20 protein-coding genes and 1 pseudogene are annotated in these 21,463 nt (G+C 69.1%); 8 read left to right on the top strand and 13 right to left on the bottom strand.

Annotation, left to right across the window (positions count from 1 at the left end; genetic code table 11):
* Positions 1–94: 94 nt before the first annotated feature.
* The 3 genes from RCH22_RS08655 to RCH22_RS08645 form a co-directional block, all read right to left on the bottom strand.
* A complete protein-coding gene (locus RCH22_RS08655) occupies positions 95–3,031 on the bottom strand; it encodes a molybdopterin cofactor-binding domain-containing protein (RefSeq protein ID WP_327013618.1) in 2,937 nt (978 codons plus the stop codon).
* Positions 3,028–3,897: an FAD binding domain-containing protein gene (locus RCH22_RS08650; RefSeq protein WP_327013617.1), complete on the bottom strand. Its 870-nt coding sequence runs from the start codon at positions 3,895–3,897 to the stop codon at positions 3,028–3,030. Before RCH22_RS08650 ends, RCH22_RS08655 begins: the two co-directional genes overlap by 4 nt.
* A 114-nt stretch (positions 3,898–4,011) precedes the next feature.
* Positions 4,012–4,515, bottom strand: a complete 504-nt coding sequence (locus RCH22_RS08645; RefSeq protein ID WP_327013616.1) for a MogA/MoaB family molybdenum cofactor biosynthesis protein — start codon at positions 4,513–4,515, stop codon at positions 4,012–4,014.
* Positions 4,516–4,594: 79 nt separating this feature from the next.
* Here RCH22_RS08645 and RCH22_RS08640 point away from each other — a divergent pair, with 79 nt between their 5' ends.
* The 6 genes and pseudogenes from RCH22_RS08640 (at position 4,595) to sufU (ending at position 9,339) form a co-directional block, all read left to right on the top strand.
* Positions 4,595–4,999 (top strand): TOBE domain-containing protein, encoded by a 405-nt coding sequence (locus RCH22_RS08640; RefSeq protein WP_327013615.1) that lies wholly within the window; start codon positions 4,595–4,597, stop codon positions 4,997–4,999.
* Complete coding sequence (gene modA / locus RCH22_RS08635; RefSeq protein WP_327013614.1) at positions 4,996–5,835, top strand: molybdate ABC transporter substrate-binding protein; 840 nt, start codon at positions 4,996–4,998, stop codon at positions 5,833–5,835. The genes RCH22_RS08640 and modA overlap by 4 nt, the downstream gene beginning before the upstream one ends.
* A gap of 7 nt (positions 5,836–5,842) precedes the next feature.
* Entirely contained in the window at positions 5,843–6,676 is an 834-nt protein-coding gene (locus RCH22_RS08630; protein WP_327013613.1) for an ABC transporter permease, read from the top strand.
* Positions 6,673–7,398 (top strand): annotated as a pseudogene (locus RCH22_RS08625) (ATP-binding cassette domain-containing protein); the annotation flags it as partial. The gene RCH22_RS08630 and the pseudogene RCH22_RS08625, both read left to right, overlap by 4 nt.
* Before the next feature lie 70 nt (positions 7,399–7,468).
* On the top strand, positions 7,469–8,785 hold the full coding sequence (locus RCH22_RS08620) for a SufS family cysteine desulfurase (RefSeq protein WP_327013612.1): 1,317 nt from the start codon (positions 7,469–7,471) through the stop codon (positions 8,783–8,785).
* A complete protein-coding gene (sufU, locus tag RCH22_RS08615; RefSeq protein WP_327013611.1) occupies positions 8,782–9,339 on the top strand; it encodes a Fe-S cluster assembly sulfur transfer protein SufU in 558 nt (185 codons plus the stop codon). Before RCH22_RS08620 ends, sufU begins: the two co-directional genes overlap by 4 nt.
* A 63-nt stretch (positions 9,340–9,402) precedes the next feature.
* Here sufU and RCH22_RS08610 read toward each other — a convergent pair whose 3' ends face one another.
* The 10 genes from RCH22_RS08610 to RCH22_RS08565 form a co-directional block, all read right to left on the bottom strand.
* Complete coding sequence (locus RCH22_RS08610) at positions 9,403–10,347, bottom strand: BadF/BadG/BcrA/BcrD ATPase family protein (RefSeq protein ID WP_327013610.1); 945 nt, start codon at positions 10,345–10,347, stop codon at positions 9,403–9,405.
* A gap of 340 nt (positions 10,348–10,687) precedes the next feature.
* The gene (locus tag RCH22_RS08605; protein ID WP_327013609.1) at positions 10,688–11,362 is read right to left on the bottom strand and encodes a hypothetical protein; all 675 of its coding nucleotides are present in this window, start codon (positions 11,360–11,362) and stop codon (positions 10,688–10,690) included.
* Between the two features lie 910 nt (positions 11,363–12,272).
* Complete coding sequence (locus tag RCH22_RS08600; protein ID WP_327013608.1) at positions 12,273–13,241, bottom strand: acetylxylan esterase; 969 nt, start codon at positions 13,239–13,241, stop codon at positions 12,273–12,275.
* A 94-nt stretch (positions 13,242–13,335) separates the two neighbouring features.
* Positions 13,336–14,301, bottom strand: coding sequence for a hypothetical protein (locus tag RCH22_RS08595; RefSeq protein WP_327013607.1), 966 nt, complete (start codon positions 14,299–14,301; stop codon positions 13,336–13,338).
* Complete coding sequence (locus RCH22_RS08590; protein ID WP_327013606.1) at positions 14,298–14,981, bottom strand: cytochrome b N-terminal domain-containing protein; 684 nt, start codon at positions 14,979–14,981, stop codon at positions 14,298–14,300. Before RCH22_RS08590 ends, RCH22_RS08595 begins: the two co-directional genes overlap by 4 nt.
* Positions 14,978–15,145 (bottom strand): hypothetical protein, encoded by a 168-nt coding sequence (locus tag RCH22_RS08585; protein WP_327013605.1) that lies wholly within the window; start codon positions 15,143–15,145, stop codon positions 14,978–14,980. Before RCH22_RS08585 ends, RCH22_RS08590 begins: the two co-directional genes overlap by 4 nt.
* A gap of 178 nt (positions 15,146–15,323) precedes the next feature.
* Positions 15,324–15,710, bottom strand: coding sequence for a flagellar assembly protein FliW (locus RCH22_RS08580; RefSeq protein WP_327013604.1), 387 nt, complete (start codon positions 15,708–15,710; stop codon positions 15,324–15,326).
* Positions 15,707–16,666 carry a flagellar hook-associated protein FlgL gene (flgL, locus tag RCH22_RS08575; protein WP_327013603.1) on the bottom strand — a complete coding sequence of 320 codons (960 nt, stop codon included), beginning with the start codon at positions 16,664–16,666 and terminating at the stop codon, positions 15,707–15,709. The genes RCH22_RS08580 and flgL overlap by 4 nt, the downstream gene beginning before the upstream one ends.
* A 2-nt stretch (positions 16,667–16,668) precedes the next feature.
* Positions 16,669–18,201, bottom strand: coding sequence for a flagellar hook-associated protein FlgK (flgK, locus tag RCH22_RS08570; protein ID WP_327013602.1), 1,533 nt, complete (start codon positions 18,199–18,201; stop codon positions 16,669–16,671).
* A 10-nt stretch (positions 18,202–18,211) separates the two neighbouring features.
* Positions 18,212–18,697, bottom strand: coding sequence for a flagellar protein FlgN (locus RCH22_RS08565; protein WP_327013601.1), 486 nt, complete (start codon positions 18,695–18,697; stop codon positions 18,212–18,214).
* A gap of 439 nt (positions 18,698–19,136) precedes the next feature.
* On the opposite strand from RCH22_RS08565, the gene RCH22_RS08560 reads away from it, so the two are divergent.
* Both RCH22_RS08560 and RCH22_RS08555 read left to right on the top strand, forming a co-directional pair.
* The gene (locus RCH22_RS08560; protein ID WP_327013600.1) at positions 19,137–20,078 is read left to right on the top strand and encodes a sigma-70 family RNA polymerase sigma factor; all 942 of its coding nucleotides are present in this window, start codon (positions 19,137–19,139) and stop codon (positions 20,076–20,078) included.
* A gap of 85 nt (positions 20,079–20,163) precedes the next feature.
* Positions 20,164–21,324 (top strand): flagellin, encoded by a 1,161-nt coding sequence (locus RCH22_RS08555; RefSeq protein WP_327013599.1) that lies wholly within the window; start codon positions 20,164–20,166, stop codon positions 21,322–21,324.
* The last annotated feature ends 139 nt before the right edge of the window (positions 21,325–21,463 follow it).

The following is a 21,463-nucleotide window of genomic DNA, read 5'->3' as shown; positions in this document are numbered from 1 at the left end:
GCAGGTGGCACGGGCGCTTGGGGGCCGCGCGAGGGGTACCTTTCCGGTCGAGGGGTACCCGTGCAACGGGCGCCCTCGACCGGAACGGTGACTCTCAGGGGTGCATCAGGCGCCAGATGCGGTCACGGGACATCGGAAGCTCGTACGGGCGGATACCGATCGCGTCACGGACCGCGTTCGCGAGCGCAGGAGCGACGGGGTTGTACGGCGACTCGCTCATCGACTTGGCTCCGTAGGGACCGAGGTCGTCGCTCGTCTCCGCGAAGTACACCTCCGTGACGGGCAGGTCCGCGAGCAGGGGCACGTGGTAGTTGCGCATCACGCTCGTTGTGACGGTGCCCTCGCCGTCGAGCAAGACCTCTTCGTAGAGCGCGGTGCCGATCGCCTGGGCCACGCCGCCCTCGATCTGGCCGCGGCACTGCGCCGGGTTCATCACGACGCCGGCATCCGCGGACTGGATCGACTGCAGGATCCGCACCTCGCCGGTGAGGGTGCTCACGGCGACCCGGAAGGCCTGCACGTTGAAGGCCACGGAACGGACGGCGCCATCCTCGGAGCTCGTGCCTCGCAGACCGAGTCCGGCCGCCGCCGGGCTCGGTCCCGAGGTCGACGCGGGAGCGACGGATGCGTCGCCGGCGGGCGCCGCGGCTGCCGCGCGGTCGGCGAGCTCGGTGAGGGAAACGACGGTGCTGCCGCAACGGAGGCCGTCGGGCTCGAGGAGCCAGGCGTCGGCGGGGGTGCCGGGATGGGCATCCGTCGCTGCCTGCCGGAGCGCGGCCGCGAGTGCGGTCGCCGCACCAAGCACGGCGTTGCCGGCGACGACGATGCCTGCCGAGCCGAAGGCGCCGGTGTCGTAGCCGATCGTGTCGGTGTCGGACTGCAGGATATCGATCCGGTCGGGGCTCGTGCCGAGGGCGGTCGCGGCGAGCTGGGTGTGCACGGTCGTGGTGCCGTTGCCGAACTCGGCGGTCCCGACGCGAACGGCGTAGCGGCCGTCGTCGCCGAGCGTGACGGATGCCTGGGCGAAGTGTCCGCGCGGGGGGATCGTCGCGATCATCGCGGTCGCCATGCCCTCGCCGACCCGCCACTCTGGTCCATCGGGCACGGGCGCGCCGTTGCCGCGGGCGAGCGCCGCTTCGGCGAGGTCGAGGCACTGGTCCAGCCCGTAGCTGCCGAAGATGAGGTCCTCGCCCTCGACGTGGGTGACCACGAGCGGGTCGCCCGGGCGCACGGAGTTGAGCCGGCGCAGGTCGAAGGGGCCGACGCCGAGGTCGCGGGCGAGGTCGTCGAGCGCCGATTCGACAGCGAAGATGACCTGGCCCAGGCCATAGCCGCGGAAGGCGCCGGAGGGGAGGTTGTTCGTGTAGACGCTGCGGGCATCCACTCGCTTGTTGGGCACGGAGTACAGGCTCACCGACTCGGAGCTGCCGTGGTACATCACGCCGGGCCCGTGGTTGCCATAGGCGCCGGTGTCGCTCAGAACGTCGAGGGCGAGCGCCGTGAGGCGGCCGTCGTCGGTCGCGCCGAGGGTGACGCCGACCCGCATCGGATGCCGGGTGGGCGCGACCCGGAACTCGTCGGCGCGGCTGAACTCGTACTGCACCGGGCGCCCGGTCGCGAGAACCGCGAGGGTGACGAGATCCTCGGTGAGGATCTCCTGCTTGCCGCCGAACCCGCCGCCGACGCGGGCGGTGAAGACCCGGACCGCGGCAGGGTCTAGGTCGAAGACGCGGCAGATCTCCCGCTGCACGAGGAAGGGCACCTGGGAGCTCGTCCGCAGGACCAGCCGCTGCTCGGGGGTGCCGGCGTGTTCGAGCCAGCCGATCGTGCCGTGCGTCTCGAGGTGGGTGTGCGCGACCCGCTGGGTCTGCCAGGTTCCGGTGACCAGGTGGGTCGCCTCGGCGAGGCCGGCCTCGAGGTCGCCGTATTCGCCGTGCAGCTCGGCCACGAGGTTGCGGGAGGGGTCGGCGACGCGGCTCGCCGCGGCATCCTTCTCGCCGTGCACGAGGGGGGCGCCGGGCTCCGTCGCGCGCGACGGGTCGAACACGGCGGGGAGAAGGTCGTACTCGACGTCGATCAGGCGACAGGCGGCCTCCGCGATCGCGACGGTGTCCGCGACGACGGCCGCGACCCTTTGGCCGCGGAACCGGAGGACCCGGTCGAAGACGAGGGTGTCGTCGGGGTCGTCGTGGCGGTCCTCGTGCCGGGCCGTCGAGAAGAGGGTCGGGGGGGAGTCGGAGTGGGTGAGCACGGCGTGCACGCCGGGCAGGGACGCAGCTCGCCCGGTGTCGATCGAGCGGATGCTGGCGTGCGCGTGCGGACTCTGCAGTACGCTCACGTGCAGCAGGCCGGGCACCGCGACGTCGAGCGTGTACGGTTCGAGTCCGCTCACGACCCGCTCGCTCGCCGGGGCGTGTGTGGAGGCGCCGACGTAGCCGCGGGTCGGTGTGGGCGCGGTGGCGGTCTGGGCGGCCTGGGGCTCGGCGTGCGGGGCCCCAGCGCCTGGACCGGGTGCCGACGGGGGAGCCGGGCGGGTTCCGGTGCGGACCACGGGACCGAGGCCGTCGGGCGGAAGGGTGCACGGGGCCGAACCGTCTGCCGGGGTGTGCCGTCCGTGGACGGCGTCGTCGATCGCGCGGTACCCCGTGCACCGGCAGATGTTGCCCTTGAGCAGGCGCGGCAGGTCCTCGAGATCCTGCTCGGTGAGCGTGGAGGCGGTCACGACCATGCCCGGGGTGCAGAAGCCGCACTGGAAGCCGGCGTGGTCGACGAAACGCTGCTGCACGGGCGCGAGGTCGCCCGGCGTGCCGAGGCCGGCGGCGGTCGTGATCGCGGTGCCCTCGGCGCGGAATGCCGGGTAGATGCAGGAGTGCACCGGGGTGCCGTCAACGAGCACCGAACACGCGCCGCAGTCGCCGGTGTCGCAGCCCTTCTTCACCTCGAAGTGCTCGAGTTCACGCAGGAAGGTGCGCAGGCACTGCCCGGGCGCTGCCGCGGCGTCGACCCACTGGCCGTTGATCTCGAACCTCACGGGCGGGCCTCGCTTCCGGTCGGGGGAGTCTCTGCCGGTATCGCGGCTGGAATGGTTTCCGGGCCCTCGAGCTGCTGGCGGATCTCCTCGGCGAGCACGGCGCTGACCGCGGCGCGCCAGTCGGCCGCGCCGTGGGCATCCGTGAACCAGGCTTCGATGCCTGCGACGCCGGCACGGAGCGCGGCCGCGGTCGGCAGAGTTGCATAACGCAGCTGCACGGGCCGGAGGGTCGCGGCCGTGACGGTGAGGGTGAAGCGGCCGTCGCGGTCGAGGCGGCCGATGACGACGGCGCCCGAGCGGCCGATGGGGGAAAGCGCGATCTTGCGGAACGCGGTGCGGGCGCGCAGCGACGCCTCCGGGATGTGGATGGAGCGCAGCACGTCCCCGGTGCGCAACACGGTCGTCATGTCGCCGGTGACGAAGTCGGCGGCGGGGAGGCGCTCGTCGCTTCCGTCGCGGCGCCAGATGAGTACCTCGGCGTCGAGGGCCGCGGCGAGGCTCGTCATCGGGCCGGCGGGGAGGGCGGTGGCAAGGTTGCCGCCGACGGTTGCGACGTTCCAGACCTTGAACGAACCGTAGAGGGCGGTGCAGCATTCGAAGAGCAGCGGATGCGCGGTCCAGCCCGGCTCCGCGGGGAGGGCGGCGAGTTGGGCGAGGGTGCACGTTGCGGCAATCTCCAGGCCCTCAGGGGTCACGGCTAGCGCGGGCCAGCCGAACGCCTGCAGGTCGACGAGGCCGGTGAGGTGAACCCGGGGATCGGCGAACAGCTCGGAACCGCCCGCCAGGGGAGCGACCGTTTCGCCGAGTAACCCCAGGTCGGCGCGCTCGCGGGCGGGCGTGATCGTCACAACGGTATTGAGGTCCATTGCTGCTCCAGTCGTCCCGGGCCGAGTATCCAGTCAACCGCATTTTCGGGTCGTCGTCGTCCACGGTATCCGTCCCCATCCGGGGGCGCTCCGCCGCGGGTCGTACGGTGCCCGTCAGTGGTCGCGGCCGTGGAGCTGGTCGATGAGGTGAGGAAGCACCTCGTCGAGCACGGCGAGGCCGTCGCGCACGCCGCCGGTCGAGCCGGGCAGGTTCACCACCACGGTGCGGCCGCGGGCGACGCCGACGTACCCGCGGGAGAGCAGGGCGAGCGGGGTGGATGCCCCGCCCCGGCGGCGGAGTTCCTCCGCGAGTCCCGGGATGAGCCGGTCGAGGTGCGGCAGCGTCTGCTCGGGCGTCTCGTCGTGCGGGCTCACGCCGGTGCCGCCGGTCGTGATCACGAGATCGCAGTACAGAGCGATCGCGGCGCCGAGGGCCTGGCCGACGCGGTCGCCGTCCGGCACGACGTGGAGGGCGTCCACTGTCCAGCCCCTGTCGACGAGCCAGGCGTCGATGACCGGCCCGGTGCGGTCAGGATAGATGCCGGCCGCAGCGCGGGTCGACGCGACGATGATTTGCGCGACGCGCGGCGTCGCATCCGTCGGGGTGTTCGTCGTCATGTCCCCAGTGTGCCGCACGGGAAGCCGATCGAAGCAGAACGGGCAGCGAATCCGTAGATGAGGGAATATAGTGCTTCTTATGTCGCAAATACGGATTCGCGAGGCCGCCGGCTTCCTCGGCGTGAGCGACGACACGGTGCGCCGCTGGATCGACAACGAGGTGCTGCCGGCCACGACGGATGCTGCCGGCCGCATGGTCGTCGACGGCGTCGACCTCGCCCGGCTCGCCACCGAACACGCCGCCGTGCCGACGGACCCGTCCGGCACGGCGAGCTCGGCGCGCAACCGGTTCGTCGGGCTTGTCACGCGGGTCGTGAGCGACCCGGTGATGTCCCAGGTCGAGATGCAGTGCGGGCCGCACCGCGTCGTCTCCCTGATGAGCACAGAGGCCGTGCGGGAACTCGGCCTCGTGCCCGGGTCCGTCGCGGTCGCCGTCGTGAAGGCCACCACCGTGATCGTCGAAATCCCCCAGGAGCATTCGTGAGCACTCGCCGTCACCCCGCTCGACGTTACGTTCTTGCCTCGCTTGGCGTCCTGGCCGCCGCCGCGCTGACGACGGCGTGTGCCGGCCCGGGCGGGGCCGACGCGTCCGCGACCGCGTCCGCCGCGGCATCCGCTGCGTCGACGACTACCGCGAGCCGTGCGCCGGAGACCCTGACCGTCTTCGCGGCGGCCTCCCTCAAGAAGACCTTCACCGAGCTCGCGACCGAGTTCGAGGCCGCGAACCCCGGCGTGTCCGTTGCGCTCAACTTCGCCGGTTCGGCCGACCTCGTCACCCAGATCACCGAGGGCGCCCCCGCCGACGTCTTCGCCTCGGCCGACACGAAGAACATGACCAAGCTCACCGATGCCGGCCTCGTCACGGGCACCCCGACGGTGTTCGCGACCAACACCCTCGAGATCGCCGTTCCGCCGGGCAACCAGGCCCGCGTCGCGAGCTTCGCCGACCTCGCGAACCCCGCCACCAAGGTCGTCATCTGCGCCGCCCAGGTACCCTGCGGCTCCGCGACCGCCACGATCGAGAAGGCGACCGGCGTGACCCTCACCCCGGTCAGCGAAGAGAACGCCGTTACCGACGTGCTCGGCAAGGTGTCCTCCGGTGAAGCGGATGCCGGCCTCGTCTATGTCACGGACGTCGCCGGAGCGGGTGCGAGCGTCGTCGGCATCCCGTTCCCCGAATCCGCCAAGGCCGTGAACTCGTACCCGATCGGCGTCGTCGCCGCGAGCGCCCACGCCGAACTCGGGACCCTGTTCGCGGACTTCGTCACCGGACCCACCGGGCAGAAGGTGCTCGCGGCCGCCGGCTTCGGCGCCCCGTGAGCGTCGCATGACACGGGCCAGCGGGGCGGCGGTCTCTCTCCGCGTCACGGCGCGGGACGATGCCGAGGTGCTCGGTGTGCCGCGCTGGATCGTCGCTGTCGCTGCCGTCGGCGCGCTCTTCATCGTGCTGCCGATCGTCGGGATGACCGCGAGGGTCGACTGGGCGGACTTCGTCGCACTCGTCACCTCGCCATCCGCGATCGCGGCGCTGTTGCTCAGTCTCCGCACGGCCAGCGCGAGCACGGCGCTCTGCCTGCTGCTCGGGGTGCCGATGGCGGTCGTGCTCGCCCGGAGCCGGTTCCGCGGCCAGAGACTCGTGCGGGCGTTCGTGCTGCTGCCGCTTGTGCTTCCTCCCGTCGTCGGCGGGATCGCGCTGCTCTCGACGTTCGGGCGCCGCGGGCTGCTCGGCCAGACCTTCGAGGTGCTCGGAATCCAGATCGCGTTCTCGACGACGGCCGTCGTGCTCGCGCAGGCGTTCGTCGCGCTCCCGTTCCTCGTGCTCAGTGTCGAGGCGACGCTGCGGGCCTCAGGCGCGCGATACGAGGCCGTCGCCGCGACCCTCGGCGCCGCCCCGAACACCGTTTTCTGGCGGGTGACCCTGCCGCTCGTCGTGCCCGGGCTCGTCTCGGGGGCCGTGCTCGCCTTCGCACGGGCGCTCGGCGAGTTCGGTGCGACCCTGACCTTCGCGGGCAGCCTCGAGGGTGTCACCCGCACGCTGCCGCTCGAGATCTATCTGCAGCGCGAGACGGATCCGGATGCCGCCGTCGCGCTCGCGCTGGTCCTCGTCGTGGTCGCGGTCGTGGTCATGGTGGCGACCCACCGACCGCGAGGGCTCTCGTGACCTTCGAGTTCGAGGCGGTCCTCGCGCACCGGAACCTCGATGTGGCCTTCAGCGTGCAACCGGGGGAGACCGTCGCGCTCCTCGGCTCCAATGGGGCAGGGAAGTCGACCGTCGTGCAGATCAGCGCCGGCCTGCTGCGACCCGATTCCGGCCGCGCGAGCCTCACCGGCCACGTCCTCTTCGACCTGCCCGCGGCATCCGCTACACCCGGCGGACGCTCCGGCACCTTCCCCCGCGCAGGCACCTGGACTCCGCCGCATGCCCGCGGCACCGTCCTCCTCGCCCAGGAGCCGCTCCTGTTCCCGCACCTGTCCGTGCGCGACAACGTCGCCTTCGGCCCGCGGAGCGCAGGGGCCCCCCGCGCCAGGGCGCGTGAGCTCGCCGAGGAATGGCTCATCGCCGCGGACGTCGCCGACCTCGCCGACCGCAAGCCCGGCGCCCTCTCGGGCGGCCAGGCGCAGCGGGTCGCCGTCGCTCGCGCCCTCGCCGCGCGGCCGCGCCTCCTGCTGCTCGACGAGCCGATGACCTCCCTCGACGTGGCAGCCGTGCCGGCCCAACGCCTGCTGCTGCACCGGATGCTGTCCAACCGTTCCGTGATCCTGGTCACCCATGATCCCCTCGACGCCCTCGCCCTCGCCGACCGGGTCATCGTGCTCGAGGACGGCCGGATCGTCGAGGCGGGCCCCACCCGCGAGGTCTTCGCGAACCCTCGCGCCGCTTTCACCCGTGCCCTGACCTTCGGCCTCACCTCCGGCACGTCCGAATCACGCGAAGACGGCTTAACCTAGGAGCATGACGCTTTCCGCCCCATCGTTCCGTCGTGCCGCCGCCGTGGCGCTGACCGAGGACGAGGTCGCTCGCATCCGCAACGACTTCCCGATCCTCGAGCAGCGCATCAACGGGCATCCGCTCAACTATCTGGACTCCGGGGCCACCTCGCAGAACCCGATCAGCGTGATGGAAGCCGAGCAGGAGTACTACGAGCAACGCAACGCGGCCGTGCACCGGGGCGCGCACACCCTCGCTTTCGCGGCGACCGAGGTCTTCGAAGGCGCCCGGGAGACCGTGGCCGCCTTCATTGGCGCGCAGCCCGACGAACTCGTCTGGACCTCCAACGCCACCGAGGGCGTCAACCTCGTCGCGTACGCGATCTCCAACGCCTCACTCGGCCTCGGCGGCGCGGATGCTGCCCGGTTCCGCATCGGGGCCGGCGACGAGATCGTCGTGACCGAGATGGAACACCACGCCAACCTCATCCCGTGGCAGCAGCTCGCCCTGCTCACCGGGGCGACCCTGCGCTTCATCCCCGTTCTCGATGACGGCACCCTCGACCTTGCCGCCGCGGCCACAATCGTCGGCCCGCGCACCCGACTGCTCGCGTTCACCCACGCGTCCAACGTCGTCGGCACGATCAACCCCGTGGCCGAGCTCGTCGAGCTCGCCCACCGCTTCGGCGCCCTCGTCCTGCTCGACGCCTGCCAGACAGTGCCGCACCTGACGGTCGACGTCGCCGCGCTCGACGTGGACTTCGCCGTCTTCTCCGGGCACAAGATGCTCGGCCCGACCGGCATCGGAGCGCTCTTCGGCAAGGCGGAGCTGCTCGCCGGGCTGCCGCCGTTCCTGACCGGCGGCTCGATGATCACGACCGTGGACATGGAGCACGCCGAGTTCCTCGCGCCGCCGCAGCGCTTCGAGGCCGGCACCCAGCGCATCTCCCAGGCGATCGCTCTCGCCGCCGCCGTCGATTATCTGACCGAAACCGGCATGGACCGGATCGCCCTCCGTGAGGCCGAACTCGGCCAGCGCCTCGTGACCGGGCTTGCCGAGATCCCCGGCGTGCGGGTGCTCGGCCCGGCCGCCGGCGTCGACCGGATCGGCCTCGCCGCCTTCGACGTCGCCGGGGTACACGCCCACGACGTCGGCCAGTTCCTTGACGAGGCCGGCATCGCCGTGCGGGTCGGCCACCACTGCGCCCAGCCGCTGCACCGCCGCCTCGGTGTCACGGCGTCCACGCGCGCCAGCACCTACCTCTACACGACGACCGACGAGGTCGACCAGTTCCTGGCCGCCATGCACGAGGTCGCCCCCTTCTTTGGAGTGAAGCCATGAGTTCGAGCGAACTGCAACAGCTGTACCAGCAGATCATCCTCGACCACGCCAAGTACCGGCACGGCGCGTCGTCCGAGCCGTTCGGCGTGTTCGACGCCGACGGTGCGCCGGGCCTGCATCTCGCCGAGTCGCACCAGGTGAACACGACCTGCGGCGACGAGATCACGGTTCGCGTCGGCGTTCGCGCCGGCTCTGGTACCGCAGCGGTTGCCGCGGTGATGGATGCCGCCGGCCCTGCTCCCGTGATCGAACAGTTCGTCTGGCGGGGTGACGGCTGCTCGATCTCGATGGCGTCGGCATCCGTGCTCGCGGACACGATGACGGGACTGACCGTCCCCGAGGCAGAGGCGCTCGTCACGACCTTCCGCGAGCTGCTCCGCTCGCGCGGCACGATCGAGCCCGACGAAGAGGTGCTCGGCGACGCCGCGGCCTTCGCCGGGGTGTCCAAGTACCCGGCCAGGGTCAAGTGCGCGATGCTGCCGTGGGTCGCGTTCGAGGCCGCCCTGATGCGGGTCGCCGCGGCATCCGCTACCCCCGCGGCCCCACGCACCTGACCGCGCCCGGCACTGCCGATCGCAGCGGTTGCCCGGCCGATTCTCGCGGATCAGGGGCGTGGATCAGGCGCGGGAGCGCGCGACCAGGCTGAGGACGGCGCTGTCGGCGGCCAGGTTCGGCAGGAGCGCGGCGCCGTCGAGACCGTTCGCCGTGGGAAAGCGGATGTCCGCCGCCGGCCAGACCGCGTGCAGGTCGCGCTCGAAGCGGGTCGCGATCTCGGGTGAGCGCAGCACGCCGCCGAGCCCGCCGATCACGGGTGCGTCGACTTCCGACTGGCCTACCCGTTCGAGTCCCGTGCGCACCGACAGGGCGAGCTCTGCGGACGCAGCGTCGCAGATCGCAGCGGCGACGGCATCCGTTGCCGCGAGGGCGGTGACCGACCGCGACCACGCCGCGATCCGGCTCACCCGGGCGGGGTCGGCCTGCAGCTCGAGGTAGAGGGTTTCGAGGTTCGGGAATTCCGTCTGGACGGCGTCGCGGAGGGCCGTCACTTGTCCGCGCCCGTCGTAGTCGCGCATGACCGCGTCGAGGGCGGCACGTCCGAGCCAATAGCCGCTGCCGGCATCCGCGATCAGGTATCCCCAGCCGTCGACCCGGGCGACGGCGCCCACACCGACCGCCAGAGTGACGACGCCGGTGCCGACGGCGATCACGGCACCGGGGGTGTCGCCGAGGGCGCCCAGGTACGAGGTCACCGAGTCGTGGGCGAGGAAGACGTCCTGCACGCCGAGCCCGTGGGTGAGATGACGGAGCTCCGCGGCGTCGGCGTCGGACTGCGTGAAACCGGAGACGCCTGCGCTCAGGGTACGAATGCCGAGGTCGTCGGAGAGCCCGCTTTCGGTCGCGGCGACGGCCTTGACGACATCGGCGAGCTGGGGCATCAGCGCCCGGTCGGTGCGAATGCCGGCGAAGTCGAACGTGTCGTGGCGTCCGTCGGCCGAGCGAAGCAGGGCGCGGATGCCGGTCTGGCCGGCATCAATGGTGAGGGAGCGGGATACGTCGGTCATCGCGGGGCGTCCTTGGTCGTGGGGGCGAATCGAAACTGCGGTGCGACCAGCGAGGGTGTCGGTGCACAGTTCCTATCATTCCGCGTTGCCGTGCCCAGATAGCAGTCCGCGCACGGCCAGTCCCGGAGAGGGACCCCGCAGAAGGGAGTGCGCGCGAACCCGGGGTCGGCTAGCCTTCTGGTATCGCCGGTCCGACAGCCGGCCTCTGGGGGGAGAATGTTGAATAATCTGACTGGCTGGCACGTGTTGATTCTCGTTGGCGGCTTCGTGGTGATGGCGGCTATCGCTGTGGCCGTCATCGTCATCGCCATCCGGTTGTCGCGGCGGAAATAGCGCGAGGTCAGCAGCCGGGGCCGGACGGGTTGGCCGAGCAGTCCTGGCCGACGAGGACGGTCGAGGCCGTGCTGACGACGACCGCGATCGCGGGCGCGGCGATCGTGAGGGTGCCCTGCACCGGACGCCACGGCTGACCGCCGGCGCGGTACTCCGCCGAGTAGACGACCGAAAGCACCACGGTGTGCCGGCCCGTTGACCTGAAGATATGGCTGGTGGCGGTGTCCGAGAACTCCGGTACGCCGAGGGCGGCCCAGCTCGCACCGCCCGTCGCGGAGTCGATGAGCGTACCGTCGCCGACGTCCCAGTGGAATCGCGTCGGCGTGAAACGGACCTCGGCGGGGAACCCGAGCAGCACGCCCGAGCGCACGTGCACGGATGCCTGGGCCAGGAAATTCGCCGGGAGTCCTGTGATCGCCCAGCCGTTGGGTTCCATGCCCTGGCCGGGTGCGGCCGCCGGGAAATTGACGAGGTCGCTGATGCGGACGACGAGATTCGGGTCGCAGAGCGGGCAGTTGACGGCGAACCCGTCCCGCACGAACGGAAGCCCCACAGTCGGTGTCGGCGTCGAGCCCGGAGTGCCCGAGTTGCTCGCGCTGCCCGCGGCGCCCGCGCCGCCGACCGTCCCCGAAACGCCGCCGCCGGGTCCCGACCCCGAGTCGAAACCCGTCGACAAGTCCACGCCCCCGCCGTTCACGACGCCGGTGACCGGTGGTGGATCCTGACAATCTATGGATGAGGCCTCCCATGCGGCACACAAGCCGACTTTCGTAGGTTGTCCACCGGTGGGACCCTGCACAAACCAGAGTGGAGACAGCGCGATGACCGCTAGCAGAAGTTTGTGCCAAGCCATGATTCAGAGCTCTCGAGGAGAAGGCGCCGGTCCGAGGGATTCCATGCGAAACTGACCTGAAGGGGATAGCGGACAGGGCGATTCGCAGGGATTGTAGTTGTGCCGGAATTATCAACAACATTGGTACTGGAGACATCTAGACAGAGATACGTTGTGACGGTTCCCATTTCCAGATTCGTGGATTGGAGCTTCAGCGAATCAAAGCTAAATTCGCCAACGCCGTGCTTTCCTGAATCCGCGAGTTTCTGGAGAGACGCCACTTCATGGGTAAGGCCTTCACCCGTTGCTACCGCAGCCATACGCTCCGGCGACTTCCCGCCCTCATGACCAACCGTCGTCGACAAGGCCAAGTAAGCGGCGTAGGCGGTTCGCGCGGCCTCGAGGGCGTCGGCCTCTGAGGCGAAAGCGGGCGCATCCGCTGTCGGAGACGCAGACGGGCTCGCGATCGGCGCCGGTGACGGCGCGCACCCGGACACGACGAGCAGACCGGCTGCGCACAGGGCGGCGCACAGGGTCGTCGTCGCCAGCCGGTACCTCGCGCGGATCCGCATGCGGTCACGTTAGAACACCTGGGGACATCCCGCTCGAGTTATCCACAGGGCGACGCTCTGTCGGGTGAGACGGCCTAACCAATTCGACGGAGACTTTGCGTTCCTGGCACGTGAGGACGCGATATAAGCGCTTTCCGGGCAAAAACTCCGTCGAATTGGTGAGGGGAACTGGGGTTGGGGAGGAGCGGCTAGAGGATGCGCTCCTCGAGCCAGGCGGCCTGCCGCAGCCAGTGGTGCCCCGCGCCGCCCTCGTGCTGGTTGAACGGGTAGACCTCGATGTCCGCCTCGCCCGCGTAGTGGTTGAGGGCGGCGAAGACCGTCGACGGCGGGCAGACCGGGTCCATCAGAGCGACGGAGAAGAGCGCGGGAGCCGTTGCCCGCTTGGCGAAGTTCACGCCGTCGAAGTAGGAGAGCGTCGTGAAGGTCTGCTCGACGAGGTCGCGGTGCACCGAGAGGTATCGCACGATCTCCTGGTACGGGTCCCCGTCGGTGATCTCGACGGCCCGCTCGAAGTGGCAGAGGAACGGCACTTCGGGCATGACCCCGATGAGTCCCTCGCTGAGGCCAGCGGCCGCGAGAGCGATGCCACCGCCCTGGCTGCCGCCGCACACGGCGACGCGGGTCGGGTCGACCCGGTCAATCGTGCGCACGGCGTCGATCGCGCGCGCGGCATCCGTGAAGACCCGGCGGTAGTAGTAATCGTGCTGCCGTTCGATGCCGCGGGTCACGAACCCGGGGGCGGACGGCCCGGTGCCGTTCGGGTCGGGTGTCTCCCCGCCGGAGCCCCAGACGCTGCCCTGGCCCCGCGTGTCCATGAACAGGTAGGCATAGCCCGCCGTCACCCACGCGAGGTTCTCGTGTGGGAGACCGCGGCCTCCGCCGTAGCCGTTGTACTCGACGACGGCAGGCAGTGAGCCGGTCGTGCCTGCCGGCACCAGGAACCAGGCGCGCACGGGCTGTCCCGCGAAACCGTTGAAGGTCATGTCGTAGACCTCCACCTGGCTGAGCGGGGAGTCGACCCGGGTCAGGTGCGGTTCGTCGGGAAAACGGCGGGCGTCCGCGAGGGTGTCTTCCCAGAACTCGTCGAAGTCGTCCGGTTCGGCGACGACCGGCCGGTAGTCGCGAAGCTCGGGCAGGCTGAGGTCGTAGCGAGACACAGAAGGCCTTTCGGTGAGGCACGGATGCGACCGGCCGCGCAGACACCTCGGCGACGATCGATCTCGTCCCCAACCTAGTGTTGGCGCACTCCGCTCAGCTGCGGCCTGCTGCCCGCTTCTTGTAGTAGTCCCGCCAGATCAGGCGGTGGACCGGAATCCACCGCGGGATGTCCCGCAAGCCGGGGATGAAGGGCACGAGCGTCAGCAGCACACTCAGCACGAGCATCAGGAGCACGACGAGCAGGTCGGCGTTGGGGGCTGACGCGAACGGTTCGATCTGGTACCAGAAGGAGAACAGCCACAGCCACGACTGACCGGGGGTGTTCCCGGTCTCGTTCATCATGCCCCACTGGTCGCCGGTGAGATGCGCCGCGGTCGCGAGGTCGCCGAAGTAGGCGCCGTCTCCGAGGAACAGGATCGTGCGGGTGTAGTCGGAGTTGTAGAACGACTCCTGGGCGTTCAGCACGCCGTCGAGGGCGCCCTGGCTCGCCATCGTGAGCAGCGCATCCGTCAGCACCGGCACCGGGCCGTATTCACCGGTGGCGACCTGCGCCGGGTCGCCGTCGGGGGCGCTCGTGAGGGCATCCGTGTATGCGGCGGTCCAGTCGGCCTTCTGGGTGTCACTCCCGGCGTTCCACGCGTCGAGGGCGGCGCTCGGCGGCGCGTTGAGCGTCGTCAGCGGGGTGATCACGAGGTCCTGGGCCGTGTCGATCGGCAGTTGCACGCCGGAGAAGTTCTGCAGGTCGAATGCCCCGATGGTCTGGGTCGCGTCTGCGGTCGTGTTGTACGGCGGGCCGTAGCCGGCGGTCTCGCTCGTGCCGCCGAGTTCGGCGGTCGCGGTGGCCACGAAGTCGGCGGGCTGGGCCTGGGCCCAGGACTTGAGCGTGACACTCGGTTCGTCGGGCGAGCCGACGATCGCCGAGAGACCGACGATCACGAGCCCGACGACGACGAGGGCGACCGTGAGTTCCTTGAAGAGGTCGTACTCGCGCACGGTACCGCGCCACGGGCGGCGGGCGAGGCCATCCCGGTCGGAACGGGACATGGTCTGGGCGCTCATCGGGTCGCCTCCGTCCGGTCCGTGCCACTCAGCTGGGCGTCGGTTTCCGCCGCGTCGATCGGGGGGACGACCCCGTGCATCCGCACCAGGATCACGTGCAATGCCACGACGGCTCCGACCAAGAGGGGAAGCAGCACGATGTGGAACCCGAAGATCTGGCCGAGGTTGGCCACGTTGAACCATGCGCCGATGCCGGAGGCGTTGAGCGCGTCCTTGCCCTCGAAGGCGATCCACTGCGAGTCGAAGTTGGTCTGCAGCAGGTAGCCGGTGAATGCCGCGACGATCGAGACGAGGAACGCCCCCATCCCGGTGATCCAGGTGAGGGTGCGCCCGCCGCGCCAGGCGGCCATCCAGTACTTGCCCCAGAGATGCACGACCATCGTTATGAAGAAGAGCTCGACGCTCCAGAGGTGCACGCTGTTCACGAAGTGTCCGAAGTCGGAGACGTGGTACCAGGCCGGGCCGTTCAGGCTCAGCACGACGCCGGAAAACAGGATGAAGACGAGCGAGACGATCGCGCCCATTCCGAAAACGTAGATCCAGGATGCGACGTAGCTCGGTTGGTCCTGCGGCAGCAGTTTGTCGGCGGGCAGGTGCTTCAGCAGCCAGCCCCTGGCCTTCCCGGTCCAGGTGTAGTACTCCTCGACCGGTTCGGTCTTCCGTTCCTCGCGGATGCTCATGGCCGTTTCCTTCCGCTCGGGAACGGCAGGAACAGGGCCAGCGCGAACAGCAGGATCATCACGAGGATCACGATGAGGTTGCCGAACTGGATCTGGAAGGCGCCCCAGCCGAGGTAGACACCTGGACTGTCGAGGCTTGCAAAATAGCTGATGAGCGCATGCATTTGTGGCTCCATTGCCCGAGGCGCAGGCAGCCACGGGTGAATCCGAGCGGCTATGCCCCGATGGATCTCACGCTATTCCCGTTCGGGGGAATCGCTCCTCATTCGTCGCCGAAATGCCCTGAGACTCCGTTCAGGAAGGCGCACCTGAGGACGGCGCGCGCACGCCAGTACTGCGTGCTCAGACCTCCGACGCGGCGCCCAGCTCGGCGCGAAGGGACCAGTCCTGACCTTCGAGGATGATCTGGGCGCAGCGGCCGGTCGTCGAGTTCACGACGATCGGCGCCATCAGGTTGACGGTGGTCCCGCCTTCGCGCGGGTTGGTCACGACGAGCACGAGAGCCTCATCGGGGCCGGCCAGGTCGAGGGAAATGGCGTGCTCGTCGGTGATAACGGGGGAGTATTCCGGCAGATAGATCGCGGCGTCGAGCACGAAGAGCCGGGTATGCCGGTCTTCGGCGGACTGCAGCGTGTACAGGCCGTCGGCTCCGGCGATCTCGGTGAGATCGAACTCGGTCAGTGGCGCGAGGCCGGGCGGTGGGGAGACGAATGTCAGGGAGGCGCTCACTGGAGGAAGTCCATCAGGGTGTGCTGCAGTACCTTCGCGGTCACGGAGAGCGCAGCCTGGTAGCTGACCTCCTGGAGTTTGAGATCAAGGGCGGCCTGGGCGAGGTCCACGTCTTCGATCCCGGATCGTTGGGCCTCGAGCGTTCCGGCCTTGGCGACGAGCCCGGCGCCGGCGCTTTCGAGCTGTGCCTGCCGAACTCCATTGTCCGACTGTGCAGCGATGACCGTGGTCAGTCGGTCGTCGACGGTCGAGAGGTAGTCGCTCACGGTCGTCGCGGCCGTCGCTCCGGTAGCGGCAACGCCCGTCGACGAGTCCAGTGCATTGCTGATGTTGTCGATGAGCGTGAACACTGAATCGGTCCCTGTTCCATAAACGGATGCGCCGTTCGAGTCGACGCGCACGGTCGAGTCCGCGGCGACGCGGCGCTCGACGGTTGAACCAGAGGTGCCCGTGTAGGTCACCGTCGCCGGAATCGCCGGGGTTGTCCCGTTCGCCGGGATCGCCGCGGTCGTCCTGAAGGCCGCGGCCTCGTCCGAGGTGCCCGCGAAGACGCTGCGTCCGAGGTACTGGGTGTTCGCCTGGGTGAGCAGGTCCTGTTTGAGGCCCTGCAGCTGCGCGGCGAGGGCGCTCTTCGCGGTCTGCGAGAGCGAGCCGTTGCCGCCCTGCACGGTGATGTCGCGCACCTGGTTCATGATGTTCGTGGTGGCGGAGAGCGCGGCATCCGCTGTCGTCAGCCAGCCGGTGCCGTTGTCGACGTTGCGGGTGTACTGGGCGACCGCGCTCTGCTGGGCCCGCACCGCAAGGGAATCCGCGGCGCGGGCCGGGTCGTCCGAGGGGTTCTTCAGGGTCGTGAGGGAGGAGGCCTGCTCCTGCAGCTGCGTGAGCCTCGCGAGGTTGCTCTGCAGGCTCGACTGGGCCGCGCGAATCTGGGTCTGGGTGGTGACACGGGAGATCATGGTCAGCGGCCCACCAATCCGGTCTTGTTGATGAGCACGTCGAGCATCTCGTCGACGGCGGTCATGACGCGGGCGGCGCCCTGGTACGCGTGCTGGAACATCAGAAGGCTCACGTTCTCTTCGTCAAGGTCGACGGATGCGTTGGACAGCTGGGCCTTGACGGCTGCGGTCGACGTGATGTCCGCCAAGGACGCGCCCTGGAGCTCGGATTTCGTGGTCACCGCGAGGCCCGTCACGACAGTGGACCAGTCGGCGCTCGGCGAGGTGAAGGGGAGGCCCGTCGCGGGGTCGACGGCGGTGGCTTTGCCCGCGCCCAACTGCGAGACGGCGTCGGCGATCGTGCCGGCCGAGGTCACGGCGGGGGTTCCGGCTGCGGTTGCTGCGGCGGTTGCGGCGGTCCCGGCGGCGGTGAGCGCCGTCGAGAGGTCGGTTGCCGTCTTCGGCAGGACGCTCAGGCCGAGGGCAGCAGCCCCGGTGGTCGAAACTCCGAAGAAATCCCCGCCGGCAGTCGACGTGGGGTTGAAGACGGCGTTGACGCTCGTGGCGAGTGACGTGGCGAAAGCGTTGTAGGTGGCCGCGACGTCGGCGAGTGTTGAGCCGGTTCCCTTGCCAGCGGCGTCGAGCGTCGCGGGGCCGAGCAGCGACAGTGCCCCGGCGAGTTCGCCGCCGTCGACCGAGACGGCCGTCGGCGGGGTCTTGCCGAGATCCCTGGTCCAGACGACCTGCACAGTGCCGGCTGTTCCGGTATTGGCTCCGGTTCCCGTCACCGAGGTGGCTCCGACGGCCGTCAGGCTCTGGGCCTGGTCGCCGCTGACAAGGGCATTCCCGCCGACGAAGACGCTGACCGTGCCGTCGGCCTGTTCGGAGACGACGCCGCCGGTGAGTGCGGCGATGGTCGTGGTGAGCGCGCTGCGCTTATCGAGGAGTTCGTTGGCGGAACCGCCCGCCGCGACCGTCATCCGGATCTGGGAGTTGAGACCGGCGACCTGGGTGGCCGCGGCATTCACCTCGGAGATCATCGAGTCGACGCTCGAACGCTGGGAGGACCACTCGGTCGCGACGGCCTGGTAATTGGAGGCGATCTGGCCGGCCACGGCGTTGGCCTGGCTCAGCACGACTCCGGCAGGGGCGGCGTCGCCGACGCTGTTGGAGACGTCCTGCCAGCCGGCCCAGAACTTGGAGAGGGTCGCAGACAGTCCGCTCGTGCCCGGTTCGTTGGTGGCTGCCTCCACCGCGGAGAACGAGTTGGCGCGCACCGCCGAGAAGCCCGCGGCCGCGGCCGAGGCGCGCACCTGCGCGTCGAGGCTCGCGCTGCCGAGGCGGGCGATGCCCGTCACCGAGACGCCCTGGCCTGCGCCGACTCCGGAGGAGAAGAGACCGACGCGCGTCACGGCATCCACTGACGAGGTCGTCACGCGCTGGCGGGTGTATCCCTCGGTGCCGGCATTGGCGATGTTCTGGCCGACGACGTCGAGGCCCTGGCGGGCGGCGACGAGGCCGGTGTATGCGGTGTTGAGTCCGCCGAATGTGCTCATGGGGTTCCCGTTAGAACGACTGGTCGAAGAGGCGGGCGGGCGGGGTGGACGCATCCGCTGTGCCGCGGGCGTCGTAGGTGTTCGTGTTCACGCGGATGTTTGCGAGCGTCTCCTGGCTCGAGCGTGCGGCCGAGCGGAGCAGGTGTTCGTTGGCGTCGCGGAGTTCCTTGATCTGGGCGGCGAGCTCGCCGAGGGCCTTGAGGTGCGCCGTCATGATCTCGGTCCAGGGGCCGACGGGGGCGTGGGCGACGAGTTCGCGGAGCGTGGCGTCTTCGTTCGTTCCCCACTCGGCGGACATGGCTGCAACCTCGACGCTGCGGGCGAGGCCGGCTTCCTGCACGTGGCCGAGCACCTGCTCGACCTCGCGGGTGCCCTGCTGGAGCCAGCGGGTCTTGCCGTTGGTCAGGAGAAGCTGTTCTTCGTCGAGCTTGAAGACGAGCAGTTCGAGGAGCTCCCGCTCGCGCCACAGGAGGGCCGAGAGTTCATTGGCGCCCACGATTTCCTCCACACGATTCCGGTTGGGCCGAATGGACGCACGACCGCGTCGACTCTGGCTTCAGATGGCACTATCGGCAGGTTTTTGCCGCACGTAAGCGATCTGTGTGCCCAGACTGGCAGGTGGCGCATATAAATGTCCACCTAAATGAGGACAACCCTTTCCCGAAGTGGGGGCACCGGCGCGGATTCACGGTGGTAAGCGTTTCCCGGTTGGGGGGTAGTAGATCCCCCAGAGTGGGGGTGCCACACGGCTCGTCTCAGGGGTGGCTGATTGTATGTTTGACACGCGGACAAAACATTTTGTGTTAGAGGGGCCCCGAAACCCTGTCCAATCAGTGAATTTGTCCTAGTGCTCACCCGGTACGAAGCGAAGTATTCCTGGCCCTGCCAGAGGTCTCTCGCTCACAATCCGTTCGTGAAACACAGGGGGCTGCGACGTGAATCGCACAGAGCGCAATCGGCTGGTCACCGACAACCTGCCCCTCGTCGGATACCTGGTTTCCGAGGTCTGGGCCAAGGCTCGTCACCTCTCGCGAGACGATCTCGCGTCCGCGGGCGCGCTCGCGCTCGTCACGAGCGCCGATGCTTTCAACCCCGATCTCGGGGTTCCCTTCGGCGCCTTCGCCCGTCGCCGCATTATCGGGGCATTCGCCGACGAGATGCGCTCCAACGACTGGGCCACCCGCACCGCCCGCCGACGCATCAAGGAAACCCGCGCCGTGCAGGAGACACTCGCTGCCGCCCTCGGCCGTGCAGCGAGCGTCGACGAGATCGCCGCCGCCCTCGGCGTCGACCGTGAGACCGCAGCAGCAGGCCTCGCAGACAGCGAGCGCACCGTGATCGCCCTCGACGACACCACCGCCGAGTACATACCGGCGAGCACCGTGCTGCCGGGGGAGTCGCTGCTCTCCGCCGAGCGCCTCGCGTACCTGCGCGCGGCCGTGCTCGCGCTCCCGCCCAAGATGCGCGAGATCATCGAGCAGGTCTACTTCGACGACCGCCCGGTCAAGGACATCGCCGCAGACCTGGGCATCACCCACTCGGCCGTGTCCCAGCAGCGCGCGGAGGCCATCCGCTTGCTGCGCGACGGACTCGGCACCCACTATGCCGACGACGAAGCCGACTACGTGCCGGAGTCCCGCGTGGCGCCGGCCCGCCGCAGCGCCTACCTTGCCCGGCTCGCCGACCACGCGATGCTCGGCATTGTCCAAGAGCGGATGCCCGCCGTCGCGACCGACATTCCCCTCACCCAGCCGATCAGCCTGCCGGTGCCCTCGCGGACCGCCGCGATCGCCGCAGCGAAGTACGCCGCCGCCGCGGGATCCTTCGGCGACCACGGCGTTTACCCGGCCCGGGAATCTTTCTCGCTCAACGGCTAACGCAACACCGGCCAACGCCGATAGCTCTAAACGTCAGCCCATGGATGGGTAGACGAACCAACACCCAATCACGGAGGAACACATCATGGGTATGCAGGTCAACACCAACCTCGCGGCAAACAACACGTACCGCAACCTCGCCGCAACACAGAACGACATGTCCAAGTCGCTGGAGAAGCTGTCCAGCGGCCTCCGCATCAACCGCGCGTCGGACGACGCGGCCGGCCTCACCATCTCTGAGGGCCTCAAGTCGCAGGTCGGTGGCCTCACGGTTGCCAGCCGCAACGCCCAGGACGGCATCTCGGTCGTTCAGACCGCTGAAGGGTCCTTGAACGAGGTGCAGTCCATTCTGCAGCGCGTTCGTGACCTCGCCGTTCAGGCCGGTAACGACTCGAACAACACCGATTCCCGCACGGCGATCGGAACTGAGGTCACCGCGCTGAGCAAGGAACTCACTCGGATCGCCGGTTCCACGAACTTCAACGGCACGCAGCTTCTGGACGGCTCAAAGGCATCCTTGAGCTTCCAGGTCGGTGCAAACGGTGGCTCCAGCAGCCAGATTCAGGTCAACCTGTCCGGGGCAAACGTCACGAACATCGCGTCGGCAATCTCCACTGGCAACACGGGCACGTCCTTCGCGCTGAGCAGCGCGAATGCGCTTCTGGCGACTGGTACCCAGGCTTTCACGGTGACGGAAGGGACGACTACCTCCCTTGTCACGACGACTCTTGGCGGCGCCGGTACGTACAAGACCGCTGGCGACGTTGCAACGGCGCTGAACTCTGACGCTGGTTTCGCCGGAAAGCTCTTCGCTTCGGTCACCTATGACGCGGCGGGCGCTGCCACAGGCATCAACGTGAAGTCCATCACGGGTGGTGCAGTCGCAACCACGGCTCCCGCAACCGCTGGGCTTGCTGCCGCAGGAACCGCCGGATCGGCCGCTGCGCTCGACTTCAGCTCGGCCACGGGCGCCGCTGCGGCAATCGGCCTGATCGACACCCAGATCAAGGCAGTCTCGACTGCTCGCGCTTCGCTCGGTGCCGACCAGAACCGGTTCGAGAGTGTCGTCAAGACGCTCGCCGTCTCGACGGAGAACCTGACCGCTGCCGGTTCACGAATCCGCGACACCGACATGGCCGCTGAAATGGTCAAGTACACCCGTTCCAGCATCCTGACCCAGGCCGGTACCGCCATGCTCGCGCAGGCGAACCAGTCCAACCAGGGCGTGCTGTCACTCCTCCGCTAACCCGAAGTAGATAACCTTTCGGGGAACCGTACGGTGAACTATGGCTGGCGGTGACCGAGAGATGAACTGGACCTCATCCCTCGGTCACCGCCAGCCATTTCACGTTTTATCAGCAGCACGAATACCAGTTTGAAGCTCT

The organism is Cryobacterium sp. GrIS_2_6 (assembly GCF_035984545.1).
Classification (GTDB): domain Bacteria; phylum Actinomycetota; class Actinomycetes; order Actinomycetales; family Microbacteriaceae; genus Cryobacterium.
The sequence above is the reverse complement of the archived record's forward strand: the minus strand, read 5'-3'. Positions and strand labels throughout refer to the sequence as shown.